13 protein-coding genes are annotated in these 18,489 nt (G+C 71.8%); 7 read left to right on the plus strand and 6 right to left on the minus strand.

Features of this window, described 5'->3' with window-relative positions:
- Positions 1 to 223: 223 nt before the first annotated feature.
- From ACIBCM_RS14955 to ACIBCM_RS14965, 3 genes are all read right to left on the minus strand, one after another.
- A complete protein-coding gene (locus ACIBCM_RS14955; protein ID WP_399243094.1) occupies positions 224 to 664 on the minus strand; it encodes a hypothetical protein in 441 nt (146 codons plus the stop codon).
- Between the two features lie 84 nt (positions 665 to 748).
- On the minus strand, positions 749 to 1,165 hold the full coding sequence (locus ACIBCM_RS14960) for a cupredoxin domain-containing protein (RefSeq protein WP_399243096.1): 417 nt from the start codon (positions 1,163 to 1,165) through the stop codon (positions 749 to 751).
- Positions 1,165 to 1,821, minus strand: a complete 657-nt coding sequence (locus tag ACIBCM_RS14965) for a hypothetical protein (protein ID WP_399243098.1) — start codon at positions 1,819 to 1,821, stop codon at positions 1,165 to 1,167. Before ACIBCM_RS14965 ends, ACIBCM_RS14960 begins: the two co-directional genes overlap by 1 nt.
- 1,202 nt (positions 1,822 to 3,023) lie before the next feature.
- On the opposite strand from ACIBCM_RS14965, the gene ACIBCM_RS14970 reads away from it, so the two are divergent.
- The 6 genes from ACIBCM_RS14970 (at position 3,024) to ACIBCM_RS14995 (ending at position 11,875) form a co-directional block, all read left to right on the plus strand.
- Entirely contained in the window at positions 3,024 to 3,932 is a 909-nt protein-coding gene (locus ACIBCM_RS14970; RefSeq protein WP_399243329.1) for an LLM class F420-dependent oxidoreductase, read from the plus strand.
- 13 nt (positions 3,933 to 3,945) lie between these two features.
- The gene (locus tag ACIBCM_RS14975; RefSeq protein ID WP_399243100.1) at positions 3,946 to 4,740 is read left to right on the plus strand and encodes an SDR family NAD(P)-dependent oxidoreductase; all 795 of its coding nucleotides are present in this window, start codon (positions 3,946 to 3,948) and stop codon (positions 4,738 to 4,740) included.
- 332 nt (positions 4,741 to 5,072) lie between these two features.
- Positions 5,073 to 6,194 carry an LLM class flavin-dependent oxidoreductase gene (locus ACIBCM_RS14980; protein WP_399243102.1) on the plus strand — a complete coding sequence of 374 codons (1,122 nt, stop codon included), beginning with the start codon at positions 5,073 to 5,075 and terminating at the stop codon, positions 6,192 to 6,194.
- A 299-nt stretch (positions 6,195 to 6,493) separates the two neighbouring features.
- Entirely contained in the window at positions 6,494 to 8,233 is a 1,740-nt protein-coding gene (locus tag ACIBCM_RS14985; protein WP_399243104.1) for an amidohydrolase family protein, read from the plus strand.
- Between the two features lie 169 nt (positions 8,234 to 8,402).
- Positions 8,403 to 9,899, plus strand: a complete 1,497-nt coding sequence (locus ACIBCM_RS14990; protein ID WP_399243106.1) for an aldehyde dehydrogenase family protein — start codon at positions 8,403 to 8,405, stop codon at positions 9,897 to 9,899.
- Positions 9,900 to 10,312: 413 nt separating this feature from the next.
- Entirely contained in the window at positions 10,313 to 11,875 is a 1,563-nt protein-coding gene (locus tag ACIBCM_RS14995) for an APC family permease (protein ID WP_399243108.1), read from the plus strand.
- A 119-nt stretch (positions 11,876 to 11,994) separates the two neighbouring features.
- Here ACIBCM_RS14995 and ACIBCM_RS15000 read toward each other — a convergent pair whose 3' ends face one another.
- Together ACIBCM_RS15000 and ACIBCM_RS15005 are read right to left on the minus strand one after the other, a co-directional pair.
- Entirely contained in the window at positions 11,995 to 13,416 is a 1,422-nt protein-coding gene (locus ACIBCM_RS15000) for an MFS transporter (RefSeq protein ID WP_399243331.1), read from the minus strand.
- Positions 13,417 to 13,977: 561 nt separating this feature from the next.
- Positions 13,978 to 14,460: a MarR family winged helix-turn-helix transcriptional regulator gene (locus ACIBCM_RS15005; protein WP_399243110.1), complete on the minus strand. Its 483-nt coding sequence runs from the start codon at positions 14,458 to 14,460 to the stop codon at positions 13,978 to 13,980.
- A 279-nt stretch (positions 14,461 to 14,739) separates the two neighbouring features.
- Between ACIBCM_RS15005 and ACIBCM_RS15010 the strand changes: the two genes are divergently transcribed.
- Entirely contained in the window at positions 14,740 to 15,570 is an 831-nt protein-coding gene (locus ACIBCM_RS15010) for a TIGR03619 family F420-dependent LLM class oxidoreductase (protein WP_399243112.1), read from the plus strand.
- 182 nt (positions 15,571 to 15,752) lie between these two features.
- Here the strand turns inward: ACIBCM_RS15010 and ACIBCM_RS15015 are convergent, their stop codons facing one another.
- Positions 15,753 to 18,476, minus strand: a complete 2,724-nt coding sequence (locus ACIBCM_RS15015; protein ID WP_399243114.1) for a WD40 repeat domain-containing protein — start codon at positions 18,474 to 18,476, stop codon at positions 15,753 to 15,755.
- Positions 18,477 to 18,489 lie beyond the last annotated feature (13 nt).

Genomic DNA, 18,489 nt, shown 5'->3' on the forward strand with positions numbered 1-18,489 from the left:
TGATCGGGGAGCTGTGTGGGCGTCGCGGGCGTCAGTGCGGGTGCCGGGCGGCGGCCTGGTGCCGGTCTCGTACGGCTCGATGCGGGGGCTTGAGGGCTCGGTGTAGGGGCGGGCGGCCCGGCCCGGGTCCCGTACGGTTCGGGTTCCGCCCGGCCCGGGTTCCGCCCGGCCCGGGTCCCGTACGGCCCGGGTCTCGTACTGCTCGTCGAGGAGGCCGGGCGGCTCAGCGCGGATGACGGCGGTGGCGGCCCGGTCCCGGCACCCAGCTCGCGAGCAGATACGTCGTGGCGATGACCGTCACCGCCTGGGCCACCGCCGCGATCCACTTGTCTATGGTCCAGACGGGCTCGTACATGTTCGGGACGGGGCCCATCTGCCCGACGTCGACGTAGCGGTAGACCAGCAGCAGTGCCAGTCCGCCCGCCGCGACGAGCCACGCGAAGGCGTCGGACGGCGGACGGCGCCAGACGAGGACCAGCAGGGCGGCGAGGGAGGCGAGGGCGGCCTCGACCCGGAAGAGGTCGCCCTGGCTGACGGTGGCCGAGACGTTGTCGTAGTGGTCCGCGAGCCGGGCGTGGATGAACGCGTCGACGGCGAGGCCCGCCGCGGCGATCAGCCGGGCGACCACATGGCCGGGCGGCCGGAAGCTTCGGGGCGATGACATGGCTCCTCCAGGGCCCGGGCGGGGTCCGGGCCGGGCTGCTCCGGGCAGGGCCCCGGGCTGCGGGACGCGGTCGGCGGGCTGGGGTCAGCGGACGGTGAGCGTGCCCTTCATATAGGGGTGGATCGTGCAGATATACGCGTAGTCGCCCGCCTTGCCGGGTGCGGTGAAGGTCGTGGTGGCACCGGCCGCGATGTCACCCGTGTCGAAGGGCTTGGCGCCGGTGGCGGTCACCGTGTGGGTGACCGAGTCCTCGTTTCTGACGGTGACCTTCGTGCCGGGTGCGACGATCAGGGACGCCGGTGTGAAGGTGAAGTTCTTGATGACGATGACCGCGCGGCCGGCCGTGGGGGACGGGGTCGTCGGGGGAGCTGTGGCCGGGCCGGTGGCGGGCGTCGTGGGGGACTTCGCGGTGGGCGTCGCCGGGGAGGACGGGCCGCCGCCGTTCGAGCAGCCCGTCAGGGCCAGCAGGCACAGGGCCCCGGCGATCGCGGAGAGGCGCATCAGTAGCCGCCCGGTGGGCTGGTCGTCGCGCCCGGGCCGGGAGTCGTACCCGGGCTGGTCCGGCCGCCCGGGCTCTCGCCCGCGCCGCCCTCGATCCTGTTGCCGTCCGGACCGACGATGTACCACGCGGCGCCGAAGGCCCGGGAGCCCTCGCCCTTTGTGTCGCCGGGCTTCTCGTCGTCCGCGTAGTAGTAGAGGGGGTGGCCGTTGTACGTGACCTGCCGGGTACCGTCGGCGCGGTCGGTGGTGCCCAGCAGGCTGTTCGTCACCCCGGCGCCGGGGCTCGGGGACGCGTCGGCGGCGGTCATGGGCGGCCACTGCTTGGCGCAGTCGCCCGTGCATGTCGACCGGGTGGAGGTGTCGGCCTCGAAGAGATAGAGGGTGCGTCCGTTCCCGTCGACGAGATACCGCCCGAGCGGGCCGGAACGGGTGGTCACCTCCGAGCGGCCTCTGACGGCACCGGGCGCCGAGGAGGTGGGGGAGGCCCGGGGAGACGTGGGGCTCTCACCCGGCGACTTGGTGGCGGACGAACCCCCGCCGAAGTCGGAACAGCCGCCCACCAGTAAGGCCACCAGCGTGGCCCCGGCGACGGCGGCGTGCGTGTTCCTCCCCCGTCGTCTGCTGATCACGCTGATCGGGCGGATCGGGCTGATCATGTCGGAACTCCTGGGCAGGTACGGCATCCGGTATCCGGCCTCCGGCATCGAGCCGCCGGGTCGTACTGCGCACCACTGCCTCCGGGTGCACTGCGCACCACTACACGGCAGCCCCGGCCCCCGGGCCACCGGACGGGCCCGTCCGGCCTACGGCACGAAAGGCGCTGGAGTGACCAGAGTGATCGGAGTGACCTGCGTATGGCGGGCCCCGGCCGCCGTGCACGTCGGTGGGGTGGCTTGGTGCGCCTGGGTCTGCGTCTGTGCCCGGGGTGACCTCCTTGGGGTGGTGCCTGTGCCTGTGCCCGCGCCCCAGGCAACGTCGCCCTGGGACGGAGCCCGCACCCGTACCCGAGCCCCGGGGTGCCGGCACCGTGGGCAGCGCCCGCACCTGTGCCTGCGTCTGTGCCCCGGGTGACCTCCTCCTTGGGGTGGCGCCTGCATCCGTACCCGCGCCGGGGCGACGTGGTCCCTGGGATGGTGGTCGCGCCTGTGCCCGCGCCCCGGGCGACCTCCTTGGGGTGGTGCTTGCGTCCGTGCCCGCGCCTGGGGCGACGTGGTCCCTGGGATGTGCCTGCGCCCGTACCCGCGCCGGGCGACGTGGTCCCTGGGGTGGAGCCCGCACCCGTACCCGAGCCCGGGGTGCCGGCACTATGGGCAGCGCCCGCACCAGGGGCTGTGCCCGCGCCCCGGGCAACGTCGCCCTGGGGTGGCGCTTGCGCCCGTACCGGGTCCGGGGAAACCTGGCCCCTGGATGGTGTCGGCACCCGTACCCGCATTCGGGCAGCCTCGTGCGCTGATGGGACTTGCGCCCGCGCCTGCACCCCGGGTGACCTCCTTCCCGGATGGTGCTCGCCCCGTACCCGCACCGGAGGCAACGTCGTCTCCGGGACGGAGCCCGCGCCCGTACCTGCACCCGGGCAACCTCCCGCCTGGGACAGAGCACGTGCCTGTACCCGCGCCGGGGGTGACCTCCCGCCCGGGATGGCGCCTGCACCTGTACCCGCGCCCGGGGCGGCCTCCCGCCCGGGACGGAGCCCGCACCCGCCCCCGCGGCAACGGCATCCGCAGCAACGCGACCCTTGTCTGATGAAGTGTCAGGTATCACGATGGGCTCGATCGGTACATGACGCTTCGTCAGATCAAACGAGGAGGCCCGTACGGTGCACGCGCAGGTACTGCCCGAAGGGCGGCTGTCGTACGGAATGCAGCTCCCCGTCCAGTCCCAGAGCGCCCTCTACGCCGAACCCTGGGAGGCACGCGCCGGCGCCGAGGACCTCGCCGAGGTCGCGCGGGCCGCCGACCGGGGCGGGTTCGCCTATGTCGCCGTGTGCGACCACATCGCCATACCCCGGCGGCTCGCGGACGCCATGTCCACCGTCTGGTACGACCCCGTCGCCACCCTCGCCTATCTCGCGGCCGTCACCCGGCGCGTACGGCTCCTCAGCCATGTCGCCGTCGTCGGGCTGCGGCATCCGCTCGTGAGCGCCAAGCAGTACGCCACGCTGGACCATCTCTCCGGCGGGCGGCTGATCCTCGGGGTGGGGGCGGGACACGTCCGCGAGGAGTTCGAGGCGGTCGGAGCGGACTTCGAGGGGCGCGGCCGGGTGCTCGACGAGACCGTCGACGCGCTCAGGGCGGCGCTGGGGCCGGAGGAGTTCCCGGAGTTCCACGGGGAACGGTTCTCGTTCGGCGGGCTCGGCCAGCGGCCCCGGCCCGCCCAGCCGCGGATCCCCGTCTGGGTCGGCGGATCGTCACCCGCCGCCGTGCGCAGGGCGGCGCTGCGCGGGGACGGCTGGCTGCCCCAGGGCGATCCCCGCGGCGAACTCCCCGGACAGATCGCCCGGTTGACGGCCCTGCGGGAGGAGGCCGGGATCGAGGAGCCCATCGAGATCGGGGCGATCGCCGAGCCGCTGTATGTGGGGGAGCCCGGCTGGGAGGTCGGACGGCGCACCCTGACAGGCAAGCCCGAAGCCATCGCGGAGTCGCTGCGCGCGTACGCCGCCATGGGGGTACACCAGATCCAGGTGAGGTTCCGCAGCCGCAGCCGGGGCGAGCTGACCGATCAGATGGCCGCCTTCGCCGCCGGTGTCGCTCCGCATCTCGACAGCTGAAGGGAGCCGTTCCATGGGGAGGACGGGAAAGCTCGACGGACGGGTCGTACTGATCACCGGAGCCGCGCGGGGGCAGGGCGAGCAGGAGGCCCGCCTCTTCGCGTCCGAGGGCGCACGGGTGGTGCTCGCCGACGTCCTGGACGACCAGGGGGAGGCCGTCGCCGGGGAACTCGGCGGGGACTCGGCGCTGTACGTCCGGCTGGACGTGTCGAAGGAGGACGACTGGAGGGCCGCCGTTGCCACGGCGAAGGACCGGTTCGGACGGATCGACGGGCTGGTGAACAACGCGGGCATCCTCCGCTTCAACGAACTGGTCGCGACCCCGCTGGAGGAGTTCCAGCTGATCACCCAGGTCAACCAGGTGGGCGCGTTTCTCGGCATCCGTACCGTCGCGCCCGAGATCGAGGCGGCCGGCGGCGGCACGATCGTCAACACGTCCTCGTACACCGGGCTGACCGGCATGGGGTACGTGGGGGCGTACGCCGCCTCCAAGCACGCCGTGGTGGGGCTGACCCGGGTCGCGGCCCTGGAGCTGGCGGGCAGAGGGATACGGGTCAACGCGGTCTGCCCGGGCGCGGTGGACACCCCGATGACCGACCCCGCCGCGCTCGACCCGGACGCCGACCGGGAGGCGTCGAAGGAGGCGGTGGCGGAGCTGTACCGCAAACTCGTACCGCTCGGGAGGGTGGGACGGGCCGAGGAGGTCGCGAAGCTCGCGCTCTTCCTGAGCTGCGAGGACTCCTCGTACATCACGGGTCAGCCGTTCGTCGTGGACGGGGGGTGGCTGGCGGGGGTGAGCCTCTTCTGACGCCGGGACCGGCCCCTCCGGCACCATGGGCGCCCGCGGACACGGCTGCGATCGGCCTCGGCGGGAACGGGCCCAGCGGGAACGGGCCCAGCAGGAACACCGCCGGGTGGAACACAAGCCCAGCGGGAACAGAGCCGGCAGGAACACAGAGCCGGCAGGAACACAGACCCGGCAGGAACACAGACCCAGCGAGAACGGATCGGCCCCAACGGGAGCAACGTATCTGACTACGCGTCAGCTATTGACGCTCCCGGCGCACGGTGGAACAGTCGACCACATCGAGATCTGACGGTGCGTCAGAAACTTGAGAGACTCTAGGACGGTGAACCCCCTTGGAATTCGGGCTCTTTGTACAGGGATACGTCGGCAAGAGGGCCGAGACCGACCCCCTCGCCGAGCACAAGGTGCTCATGGAGGAGACCGAGTACGTCATCCAGGCGGACAAGTCCGGGTTCAAGTACGCCTGGGCCTCCGAGCACCACTTCCTGGAGGAGTACTCCCACATCTCCGCGAACGACGTCTTCCTCGGCTATCTCGCGCACGCCACCGACCGCATCCACCTGGGCTCGGGCATCTTCAACCCGCTGGCCCCCGTGAACCACCCGGTGAAGGTCGCCGAGAAGGTCGCCATGCTCGACCATCTCTCCGGGGGGCGCTTCGAGTTCGGGTCCGGCCGGGGCGCGGGCAGCCACGAGATCCTGGGGTTCATGCCGGGCATCACCGATATGAACCACACCAAGGAGATCTGGGAGGAGACCATCGCGGAGTTCCCCAAGATGTGGCTCCAGGACGAGTACGCCGGCTTCCAGGGCAAGCACTGGTCCCTGCCGCCGCGCAAGGTCCTCCCCAAGCCGTACGGGAAGGCCCACCCGGCGATGTGGTACGCGGCCGGCTCACCGTCCTCGTACGCCATGGCGGGCCGCAAAGGGCTCGGCGTACTGGGCTTCAGCGTCCAGAAGGTCTCCGACATGGAGTGGGTCGTCGACTCGTACAAGACGGCGGTCAAGGAGGCCAAGGCGGTCGGGGCGTTCGTCAACGACAACGTCATGGTGACCTCCACCGCGATCTGCGCGGAGACCCATGACAAGGCCGTCGAGATCGCGGTCGGCGGCGGGCTCAACTACCTTCAGTCGCTGCTCTTCCGCTACCACGACACCTTCCCGCGGCCCGAGGGCATTCCCGAGTGGCCCGAGCTGCTGCCCGAGTACAGCGCGGAGATCATCGAGCTGCTGATCGCGGAGGAGCTGATGATCTGCGGCGATCCCGGCGAGGTGCTCCAGCAGTGCAAGCGGTGGGAGCAGGCGGGGGCGGACCAGCTGTCGTTCGGGCTGCCCATCGGGATCTCGTACGAGGACACGATGAACACGATCAAGCTGATCGGTGAGCATGTGATTCCGCAGATCGACACGGACCCGGTGCACCGGACGACACGGTTCCGTGAGGCGAGTGCCTGAGCCCACCCCGGCTCAGGGGCGGGGTGGCTTCCCGGTCCACCCCCGCCGTCGGGCGGGCCCGGCCGACAGGAGCGTACGCCTGCCGGCCGGGCCAGGTCCGCAGCACCGTGAACGGCCACGTCCGCGCCACGGTGAACGGCAGGTCCGAACCGCCATGGACGGCCACGTCCGCGCCACCGCGAGCGGCCAGGTCCGCAGCAACGCGAACGGCCGGATCCGAACCACCGTGAACGGCCCCCGGGCGTCGCCATCACACCCCACCCGCCCCACCCACCCCAGGACGTACGGAAGGTAGAACCATGCTCGACCACCTCATTCGCTCCGCGACCGTCGTGGACGGGACGGGGGCGGACGCCTATGCCGCCGACGTCGGGATCCGGGACGGGAGGATCGCCGTCATCGCCGAGCCCGGCACGGTCACCGAGGACGCGAGGAGCAGTGAGGACGCCACCGGGCTGATCCTCGCGCCCGGATTCGTCGATCCGCACACCCACTACGACGCCCAGCTGTTCTGGGACCCCTACGCCACGCCCTCCATGAACCACGGCGTGACCACGGTGGCGGGCGGCAACTGCGGCTTCACCCTCGCGCCGCTGAACCCCGGCCGGCCCGAGGACGCCGACTACACCCGCCGGATGATGTCGAAGGTCGAGGGCATGTCCCTGGTCGCGCTCGAAGAGGGCGCCCCCTGGAACTGGCACAGCTTCGGGGAGTATCTGGACGCCCTGGAGGGGCGGATCGCGGTCAACGCCGGGTTCATGGTGGGGCACTGCGCCCTGCGCCGGCATGTGATGGGCGCGGACGCGGTCGGCGGGCAGCCCACCCCCGCCCAGCTGCGGGAGATGCTCGATCTGCTGCACGACGCGATGAGCGCGGGCGCCTGGGGTCTGTCCACCACCCAGTCGTCCACACACTCCGACGGCGACGGCGAGCCCGTCGCGTCCCGGCACGCGAAGCCCGAGGAACTGCTCGCCCTCTCCCGGGCCGTCGGGGAGCACGAGGGGACGCAGCTGGAGGCGATCGTCGCCGGGTGTCTGGATCAATTCAGCGACGAGGAGATCGATCTCTTCGTGGAGATGACCGCCGCCGCCGGGCGTCCGCTCAACTGGAACGTCCTCACCATCGACGCGTCCGTGCCCGAACGGGTACCGCGCCAGCTGGTGCCGAGCGAGCGGGCCCGGCAGGCCGGCGGCCGGATCGTCGCGCTGACGATGCCGATCCTCACCCCCATGAACATGTCGCTGGGTACGTTCTGCGCGCTGAACCTCATCCCCGGCTGGGGCGAGATCCTCGGGCTGCCCGTGCCCGAGCGGATCGGGAAGCTGCGCGATGCGGAGGTACGGGCAGAGATGCTGCGCCGCGCGGACTCCAAGGAGGCGGGCGTCTTCCGGCGGCTCGCGAACTTCGGCCGCTATGTCATCGGCGACACCTACTCACCGGAGAACGAGGGGCTCAGCGGCCGGGTCGTCAAGGACATCGCCGCCGAACGCGGCCAGGACGCCTTCCACTGCCTGGTGGAGATCTGCGCCAACGACGAGCTGCGTACGGTGCTGTGGCCCATGCCCACCGACAACGACCCCGACTCCTGGGAGCTGCGGCGGGCGACCTGGCGGCACGAGGACGTCATGCTCGGCGGCTCCGACGCGGGGGCGCATCTGGACCGGATGTGCGGGGCGCCGTACACGACCCGGTTCCTCGGGGACTGTCTGCGGGGGCGGAAGCTGGTCTCCGTGGAGGCCGCGGTGAAGATGCTCACCGACGATCCGGCGCGGTTGTTCGGGCTGCGCGAGCGCGGGCGCGTCCAGGAGGGCTGGCACGCGGACCTGGTGCTCTTCGACCCGCAACGCATCGAGGCCGGGCCCGCCACCCTCGTCCACGATCTGCCCGGTGAGAGCCCGCGGCTGGACGCCAGGGCGATCGGGGTCGTGTCGGTACGGGTCAACGGTGTGGAGACGATCCGGGACGACGAGGTCACGGGCGCGGTCCCGGGCACGGTCCTGCGGTCCGGGCGCGACACCAGGACGGTGTCCACCAGGTGACCGGCCGGGTGACCGGCCGGGTGACCGGTCCGGCGAGGGGCTCGGTGCGGCGCCGGCGCCGGCAGAGCGTCCGGCCGGCCGGTCCCGTGAGCGGCCCGCGGCACGGGCGACGGAACGAGCGAAGGAGCGGGCGTATGACGGCCGGGAGAACGGGCGGGGGAGCGGACCGGTGAGCACGCGGCGGAGCGGAGGTGGCACCCGGGGCGGCGGGCCGGAGCGTCAGCGGCTGTTCATCGGCGGCGAGTGGGTCGAACCCGACGGCGGGCACTACGAGATCGTCAACCCCGCGAACGAGACCGTCGTCGGCCTCGCGCCGGAGGCGAGCCGCGAGCAGGTGTACGCGGCGGCCGGGGCCGCCCGTGAGGCGTTCGGCGCCTGGTCGCGTACGGCACCGGTCGAGCGGGCCCGGATCCTCGACGCGGCCGCCGACATCATCGGGCGCGACGCGGCCGCGTACGCCGAACTGGCCCGGGAGGAGAGCGGTGCCACGGCCGCGACCGCCCGCGGTATGCAGGTCGCGGTGGGCGCCGCCCGCTTCCGGCGCTACGCGCGGGGCGCGCTGGAGCCCGTGGAGCAGCCGCTGCCCCCGCAGATCAATCCCGCGGGGCCCATGGGGAAGGCGGGTGTCTTCGGCGCGGTCGCGGTACGGCGGCCGGTCGGGGTGGTCACCTGCGTCACCTCGTACAACAACCCGTGGGCCAATCCGGCGGGCAAGGTCGCGCCCGCGCTGGCGATGGGCAACACGGTCGTCGTGAAGCCCGCGCCCCAGGACCCGCTGTCCGTCTTCCGGATGGCGGAGGCGCTCCAGGAGGCGGGGGTGCCGCCGGGGGTCGTCAATGTGGTGACCGGGTCCTCGTCCGGGGTGGGGGAGGCGGCCGTCGACTCCCCGGACGTCGACATGGTCAGTTTCACCGGTTCCACCGAGGTCGGACAGCGGATCGCCGAGGTCTGCGGGCGCGGGATGAAGCGCCAGCTGATGGAGCTGGGCGGCAAGGGCGCGGCGCTCGTCCTCGACGACGCGGATCTGGACGCGGCCGTCATGGGGATCGGGACGACGTTCTCCTTCTACAGCGGTCAGATCTGTACGGCTCCGACACGGGTGATCGCCCAGCGCGGGATCTACGACCGGCTGGTCGGGCGGCTGGCCGCGTATCTGGGCCGGCTGACGGTCGGCGATCCGGCCGAGCCGGGCACGGTCGTGGGACCGGTGATCTCGGCGGCCCATCGCGACCGGGTGGAGTCCTACATCGAGCTGGGCCGCGAGGAGGGCGCGCGGCTGGTCGCCGGTGGTGAGCGGCCCCCGTTCGACAAGGGCTTCTATGTCGCTCCCACCCTCTTCGCGGACTGCGCGAGCGGGATGCGGGTGGTGCGGGAGGAGATCTTCGGGCCGGTCGTCGTGGTGGTGCCCTTCGATACGGAGGAGGAGGGCATCGCGCTCGCCAACGACAGCGACTACGGCCTCATCGACTATGTGTGGTCGGGCGATGTGGCCCGCGCCTTCCGGATCGCGGGCGAGCTGCGCGCGGGCGGGGTGGGGCTGAACACCGTCGGCCGGAACATGGAGGCGCCGTTCGGGGGCTTCAAGAAGAGCGGGGTGGGGCGGGACGTGGGTTCGTACGCGCTCCACGCCTACAGCGAGACACAGGCACTGGTCTGGCCCGGCTGAACCCAGGCGCCCGGCCGGTCCGGCCGAACCTCGCCCGGGCCCAGCTGAGCCCCGGCCCGGTCCGGCTGAACCCCACCCCGGCGGAAGCGCCTGGCCCGGCCCGGCCGAACCCGGCGCCCGGCTCCGGCCGAACCCCGCGCAACCGGGCCGTATGTGGTGTCCGGGCCGCCCCCGGGGCGGTCGAGTTGCCAGAGTCACAGGGTCCGGACGGGAAAATTTGAAAACGGGCAAATCGGTCACTATTGCGGTTATCGCACCAGCGGGAATCATGATCCGCCTTGCGAAGTGCGCGTCCGACTTATCATTACGCTTTCATGCGTAGGCAATCTTGCGTACTTGCCAGCGAAGTGAAGGTTCGATATCCGGACGTTACTGATCCGTATATGGAAACCGTACCGGTTAACGTCCTGTTCATGACTGAGCTGGACGCGCGGCCCCAGGCCGGAGACACGGTAAGGGGCCCCGCCGGGGGCAGGCGCGGGGGCGTACGCACCAAAGGGCTCGGCGGTAACTCCGTCGGGCTCACCGGAAGCGCCGTCATCGGCATCTCCACCGTCGCCCCCGTCTACTGTCTGACCTCCACCCTCGGCTCCACCGCCGGCGAGGTCGGCCTCCAGATGCCCGCGATCTTCCTCGCGGGCTTCCTGCCGATGCTGCTGGTGGCCTTCGCCTACCGCGAGCTGAACCGGGTGATGCCCGACTGCGGCACCTCCTTCACCTGGACCGTGAAGGCGTTCGGCCCGCGTCTGGGCTGGATGTGCGGCTGGGGCCTGGTGATCGCCACGATCATCGTGCTGTCCAATCTCGCGGGCGTCGCCACCTCCTTCTTCTGGCTGCTCGCGGGCGAGATCACCGGCAGCGAGTCCATCGCCGCGCTGGACGACAACAAGGCCGTCCACATCGTCACGGTCCTCGTTCTGATCGCGGTCGCCACGGCGATCAGCTACCGGGGCATGACGGCCACGAAGGGCGTCCAGTACACCCTCGTCGGCCTCCAGCTCCTCGTCCTCGGCCTCTTCGTCGCGATGGCGATCGGCAAGGCGGGCTCCTTCGACACCTCGCTCTCGTTCTCCTTCGAGTGGATGAACCCGTTCGCCGTCCAGTCGTTCGCCGCGTTCACCGCGGGCCTGTCACTGTCGATCTTCATGTACTGGGGCTGGGACGCCTGCCTCGCCGCCAACGAGGAGACCACGGCCAGCGACAAGACCCCCGGCCGTGCCGCCCTGATCGCGATGGTCGTCCTCGTCGCCTCCTACCTCGCCACCGGCATCGCCGCGCAGATGGCGGTCGGCTCCGGCGACACGGGCCTCGGCCTCGCCAATCCGGAGACCTCCGACAACGTCTTCGCCGTCCTCGCGGGACCGGTCATGGGCCCCGGCCTCGGCATCCTGCTCTTCGTCGCGGTCCTGGCGTCCGCGACGGCCAGCCTCCAGACGACGTTCATCCCGGTCGCCCGCACGGTCCTCGCGATGTCGACGTACGAGGCGCTGCCGCCCTCGTACGCGCGGGTGAACAAGCGCTTCAAGACCCCCGGCAAGGCGACCGTCGTCGCGGGCATCGCCACCGGCGTCTTCTACACGGTCATGACCCTGGTCAGCGAGCACGTCCTGATCGACACGATCTACGCCCTCGGCCTCATGATCTGCTTCTACTACTCCCTGACCGCCTTCGCCTGCGCGTGGTACTTCCGCCACGAGCTGCTGCGCACCTCCCGTGACTTCGTCTTCAAGGGCCTCTGCCCGGTGCTCGGCGGGGTGCTGCTGGCGGCCGTTTTCGGGAAGACCCTCTACGACATGTGGGACCCGGCGTACGGCAGCGGCTCGGCGGTCTTCGGCGTCGGCTCGGTCTTCGTGATCGGCGTGGGGCTGCTCGTCCTGGGGCTGGTCATCATGCTGGTGATGCAGCGCAGGAGCCCGGCGTTCTTCCGGGGCGAGGTCCTGAAGCGGGGCACTCCGTCCCTGATCATCGCGGACTGACGGCATCGTCGTGGGCTGACGGCGCAAGCCGAGCGATCACGGATAAGGCCGGTCCGGCCGGGGAAACCCCGGCCGGACCGGCCTTATCCGTACCGCTACCGCTACCGCGTTTCGTCGTGTCAGTGGAAGACGGGCGCGGGAACCTCGGCCCGGCCGGTGTCCTCTGAGTTCTCTGCGTTCTTGGCGTCCTTGCCGCCGGTGGTGTTCCGCCCCCGGAGCAGCACCAGGGCGGCGGCGAACGCGGCGACCAGGATGCCGGTCCCGACGGTGAAGGCGAGCTGGTATCCGCTGGTCAGCGCCTCGGCGGTGGAGTCGCCCCGCTCCAGGCCGGACTCGGTGCGGGAGGCCGCCAGGGTGGTGAGGACCGCGACGCCGATTGCGCCGCCGAGCTGCTGGGTGGTGTTGAAGAGCCCGGACGCCAGGCCCGCGTCCTCGCCGGCGACCCCGCTCATCCCCAGGGACGTCAGCGCCGGGAGCGCCAGACCGAAACCGGCCGCGAGGATCATCACCGGCAGCAGGTCCGTCACATAGTTCGCGCCGGTCGCGGGGAGCCGGGTCAGCAGACCGAGGACCCCGACCAGGAGGGCCAGGCCCGTCAGCAGGACCGCGCGCTCCCCGAAGCGGCCGATCAGCCGGGCGGAGACACCGAGCGCGGTGACCCCGATGATCACGGCGGCGGGAAGCATCGCGAGACCGGTCTCCAGCGCGCCGTAGCCGAGGACCTTCTGGAGGTAGAGGGCGACCAGGATCTGGAAGGCAAAGAGGGCGGCGACCATCAGCATCTGGACCAGGTTGGCGCCGACCAGGCTGCGGGAACGGAGCAGCCGCGGGGTGATCAGCGGGGTGCGGGCCTTGGCCTGGCGGACGGCGAACGCGGCGAGCAGGGCGGCGGCGACGGCGCCGAGACCGAGGGTGTGGGCGTTGACCCAGCCGTAGTGCTCCGCCTTGACGATCGTGTAGATGCCGAGCGTCAGACCCACGGTGACCAGGGACGCTCCGATGATGTCGGCACCGGCCCGCAGACCCAGACCGCGGTCCTTGGGCAGCAGCGGCAGCGCGAAGGCGAGGACGGCGATACCGATCGGCAGGTTGATGGTGAAGATCCAGCGCCAGTCGAGGGCGTCGGTGAGCACTCCGCCGAGGACCTGACCGATGGAGGCGCCCGCGGCGCCGGTGAAGGCGAAGACGGCGATCGCCTTGGCGCGTTCGCGCGGCTCGGTGAAGAGCGTGATCAGAATGCCCAGGCCGACGGCGGAGGCCATGGCGCTGCCGACGCCCTGGAGGAAGCGGGAGGCGATCAGGACGGCCGGGGAGGTGGCGACCCCGGCGAGCAGCGAGGCCGCCGTGAACACTCCGATGCCGGACAGGAACATCTTCTTGCGGCCGATGAGGTCGCCGAGCCGTCCGGCGAGGAGGAGCAGCGCGCCGAAGGGGATCAGATAGGCGTTGACCACCCAGCTGAGCCCGGCCGGGGTGAAGCCGAGGTCGCTCTGCATGGCGGGCATGGCGACGGTGACGATGCTGCCGTCGAGGATCAGCATCAGGGTGCCGACGGCGACGACCGCGAGGGCTGCCCAGCGGGACCGGGCCGGGGGTACGGGAGAGGGCACCGGGGCCCCGGGGGGTGCGGCGGTCTCGGGCCGCCGTTCGGGGTTCTTCCGGGTCTTCGCGCCGTCGCGGGCGGCGGCCCGGCCGACTCCCCTGCCGCCTCCGTTTCGCCCTCCGTTTCCGGCGGTTCCTGCGTTTCCTGCGATTCCTGCGATTCCGGCGGTGGCTCCGGCGGCCTTCGCGGCGGCCCTGGTGGTGACCTTCGCCGTGGCCTTGGAGGCGGCCCCGGTGGCTGCGTTCGTGGCCGCGTTCGTGGAGGCCCCGGCCGCCGTGGCGGCGGCCTTCGCGGTGGACTTCCCGGTGTCGGTGGTGCCGGTAGCGGTACTGCCGTCGGGCTTGGGTGCCGGTGTGGGCTCGGCCGAGATCAGCGACATGGACTCTCTCCCGTTCATCGGTGGCGACGAGAAAGACCGTAGCAGATAGTTCCGTTGCAGACTATCTATCTCGGTTGTTTTTTCTGTTGTGAGCCCGGCCGTGACGGAGGGGGGCCGGGGTCAGCGCTGTCGCGGCCGACGTGTGGGAGCGCTCTCGTCGGGGGTCGACAAAGGGCCCGCGACCAGCTGATTCAGTACGCTCACCAGGGCTGTGCCCTCCGCCTCCGAGAGGGTCCCCAGCACCCGTCGGTGCACCTCGTCGACGATTTTTTCGCTGCGCTTCAGCATCTCCTCGCCCTTCTCGGTGACCGCGATGATCCGCGCCCGGCGGTCCGTGGTGGACTGCCGCCGCTCCGCGAGTCCCGCCTTCTCCAGGGCGTCGACGGTGACCACCATCGTGGTCTTGTCGATGTCCCCGATCTCGGCGAGCTGCGCCTGGGTGCGCTCCTCGTCCACCGCGTGCACCAGAACGCAGTGCATCCGCGCCGTCAGCCCGAGCTCCGCGAGCGCGGTGGCCATCTGGGTGCGCAGAACATGACTGCTGTGGTCGAGGAGATAGGTGATGTCCGGCTGCTTCCGCTTCTGCTTCGTCATGGAGGTCATGCGTCCAGGCTAGCCAATCCCGGTCGGTTGCGGATTATCCGCAATCGGACTGTTTCCCCCCAGGCAGGGCGCCCGCCGGACTCCTCCTCCGGGCCTCCCGGCCCGGCGCCGCGCCGCGGTCCCCCGGGGGTGCTCCGGGGAGCCTCGGGCGTCCCACCCGTCCCGGCGGGAACGCCCGGCCCGGCGGGGCCGTTGTGTGAGTGCGCGGAGGAGTGCGGTCCACCGCCCGGCCGTCCCGCTGCCGTATGTCGTCGACCCCCGACCCACCGAGGAGCAGGGATGCGCATCGCGGTGACCATCACCCTGACCGACGAGACGATCACACCGGTGAGACTGGCCCGGGAGCTGGAGGGCCGCGGATTCGCGGGCCTCTGTCTGCCCGAGCACACCCATATCCCCGTCGAACGCACCACCCCCTTCCCCGGAGGCGGTGAACTCGGCCGTGAGTACGGCCGGCTGATCGACCCTCTGGTGGGACTTGCGCAGGCCGCGGCGGTCACCTCCACGCTCGCCCTCGGCACCGGCGTCCTCCTCGTCGCCCAGCACGACCCGATCGTCCTCGCCAAGCAGATCGCCACCCTCGACCACCTCTCCGGTGGCCGTCTCACCCTCGGCATCGGCTACGGATGGAACCGCGAGGAGCTCGCCGACCACGGGATCGAGTGGTCCGCCCGGCGCGCCGTGGTCCATGACCGGCTGGCGCTGATGCGCGCGCTGTGGGCGCCCGAGCCGACCGCCCACAAGGGTGAACACGGTTCCGTACGGGCGTCCCTGGCCCACCCCAAGCCGTTCTCCGGTACGGCGCCGGGCATCCTGATCGGCGGGGCCGCCGGGCCCCGGCTGTTCGCCCGTATCGCCGAGTCCGCCGACGGCTGGATCCCGGTCGGCGGCGGCGGACTGCCCGAGTCGCTGCCGCTGCTGCGCACGGCCTGGGAGGCGGCGGGCCGCGACCCCGGCACCCTGCGCGTGGTCCCGTTCGCCGTCGTGCCGACGCCGGAGAAGCTCGCGTACTACGGGGAACTGGGCCTGAACGAGGTCGTCCTCCGAGCCCCGGCCGGCGACGAGACGGAGGTCCTGCGGACGCTGGACACCTACGCCCGGTATCTGTGAGCACCGCGCGACGGAATGATCTCCGAGGCGGCCGGGTCACCCGGGGCCGACGATCCAGGGATACGGGACCCGGTGAGGTGCTTGCCGTCCCTGCTGTCCTTGTGGCGACCGACCCGGGTGCCCCGTCCTCCCGGGGACCGTGCGGGTGGCGCCTCGCGCGGAGAGCCGCCACCCGCCCTCGATCACGCCCCGCCCCACGCTCCGCTGCTGACGACTCCTCGTGAGAGCAGAGCGATGTCCGGACCGAAGGCGACGGCGAGGCGGCCGCCGGGGGTCAGGGCGACGGCGCCGATCTCCTCGGGGACGGTGAGGGTGGAGCCCACCTGCCGGCACGTCATGGCGTCCCACAGCCGGACGGTTCGTCCGGAGCTTCCGGTGGCCACCAAGGGCCGTCCGTCGATCTCGGCGGCGGACATCGCGCATACGGTGACGCCGGTGTCGACGGACCCCATGTGCTCCCCGGTCGCAGGATCCCAGACGTGGAGCGTGTCGTGGAGTGAGGTGAGCACGAGCGGTCGCACGGGCGAGGCGATGACGGCCATGTGCTGAACCCCGGACTCGTGCCGGAGGGCACGCGTCGTCCCGCCGGACTCCAGATCCCAGATCCGCACGGTGTCGCCGTCGTCGACCGCCACCACGCGTCGGCCGCCGACCGTCACGGGCAGGACCGCCCCGATGTAATCGGCGTGTCCGGTCAGCGGGGGCAGCCCGGCCGGGGCGCCGTCGTCCAGGTCCCATCCGAGCACGCGGCCGTCGTATCCGGCGGTGAGCCCCACCGCGCGGCCCCCGTGTTCGGTGGCGGACATGCGCAGCACCTCGTGGCCGTACTCACTTTCCCCCACGCTCACCGTGCGCATGAGTTCGCCGGTGAACGGGTCCCAGACTTGTAGCTTCTCGTCGTCGGCGGTCACGGCTGCCGCCCGGTCGCCGACACGTGCCGCGGCGACCCCCTCGACGCGGCCCGAGTGGCCGGTGAGCGGAGCGCACAGCTCGGTGCCGTCGACGGGGTCCCACACACGGGCGGATCCGTCGTCGCCGCCGGTGACCAGGTACGCCCCCGAATCCGTCTCGCCCGACGCGACGTCGAGTATCTGATCGGTGTGCCCCCGCCGAGGCCCCTGGCCCCGAGTCCCCCGGACGGTGTCGGGAGCGGCGTTCAGGTCCACGACGAACGTGTGCTTGTACGTGCCGACCAGCGCGACCAGGCGTCCGGACACGACGGCCGTGGTCAGGCTGTCGACGAGGCCCCCCGAGTCCGCGAAGACCGGGACGGGCCCGCGGACGACCCGCCGGTCACGCGGGTCCCAGGCACTGATGACGCCCCGGTAGGACGCGGTCACGATGACGCCCCGGCCGTCGATCTCGGCGACCGCGGATGTGACGCAGCCGTCGCCGATGGCGTCCCCGATTTGCTTCCCGGTCAGCGGGTCCCACAGACGTACCTCGTCGTCGCCGCTGGTCACCACGGTCGGCCGGCCGTCGAGGCGGCTGATGGCGGCGCTGGAGATCCAGGCGTCCACACGGTCGGGATCGTCGGTGGTGAGGGCCGGTCCGGGGGTTCCGCCGCTTTCGAGGTCCCACACCAGGCCGGTGCCGCCGCTGGTTCCGGTGATCGCGATGGGCCGCCCGCCCGCCTCGCCGACGGCGATCGCGGCGATGGCTCCGGGCTCGTCGATGTCCGGCGGTTCCGCGGCCGGGGTGCCGAGCGGGGCACCCGTTCGCAGGTCCCACATGCGCAGCGTGCGGTCGCCGCCGCCGCTGACGATGACCTGCTCACCGGCCACTACGGCCACCGCGACCGCCTGCACGCTTCCCAGGTGCCCGGTGAGCGGCTCGCCGATCGGGGTGCCGTCGGCCAGGTTCCAGCGCTGGACGAGCCCACCGCAGTCCCCGCCGCATCCGTCGTCGTCGCACCAGCCGGTGCACTCGGCGCCGGTGACGGCGATCCAGCGGCCGTCCGACTCGGTGACGGCGAGGGCCTTGAACCCCTGCTTCGACTTCAGGCGGGCCTCGACGACGACGGCGCCCGTGGCCAGGTCGTGGACGTGCAGCGTCGACCCGTCCAGGGTGACCAGGACCGGTCGCCCCTGGACCACGGCGGTCACCTGGCTGCCGCCGACGTCGAACCGTGCGCGCACGCGCACGTCCAGCCGGGCACCGGTGGCCCAGTCGACGGTCCAGGTGTCCGCGGGCGCGTCCGTGACCGGGACGGCCGCGATGGCACGGGCCAGGTCACTCGCGCCCCAGCGCGCGGCGTCCATGGTCAGGAGCTGGCGGCGGGTCGCGAGGTTGCTGCCTCGGTGACGGTCGGCGGACGTGCGGTAGACGCCGGCGGCCAGCCGTCCCCCGGCCGAGGTGACATCGTCCAGGAGCGGCAGCAACTCGTCCGGATCGGCGTGGACGAGTGTGTGGGCGTCGATGCCCGTCTCGTCCCCCGAGGGCCGTGGACCGGCACGGGGGAAGTCGAAGTGATCGGTCACCACCCGCAGTTCCGCGAGCACGGTGGAGAGTCGGCGGCCCCCCGCTCCGACCCGGTCGCCACCCTCGTGGTCCACCCAGTGGACGTGGAAGTCGTCGTCCGCCTCGGCGAGATCGACGAGGAGATACCACTGCCCTTCGTGGTGGCCGATCGCGTACCAGGCCCGGGGAGTCTCCTCCTCCACCAATCCGGCTTCGACTTCGCCGTGCGCCGGCAGGTGGACCTCCCATCCGTACTCGTCGTCGGTGGCGAGGCGTTGCCACGGCGGCCAGACCAGCGCGAGGAACGTCTGCACCGGGGGCGGCACCGGGTGCTCGCCCGCGGGCGTGCGCACCACCCATTCACGTGGCCGGAACCCCTCGGGTATCCGGCCCTTCAGCCGGGCGATCAGGGAGAGGACATCCGGGCTCAGGACATCGGAGGGCACGCAACGCAGGATC

The organism is Streptomyces sp. NPDC051018, assembly GCF_044456085.1.
Lineage (GTDB): Bacteria > Actinomycetota > Actinomycetes > Streptomycetales > Streptomycetaceae > Streptomyces.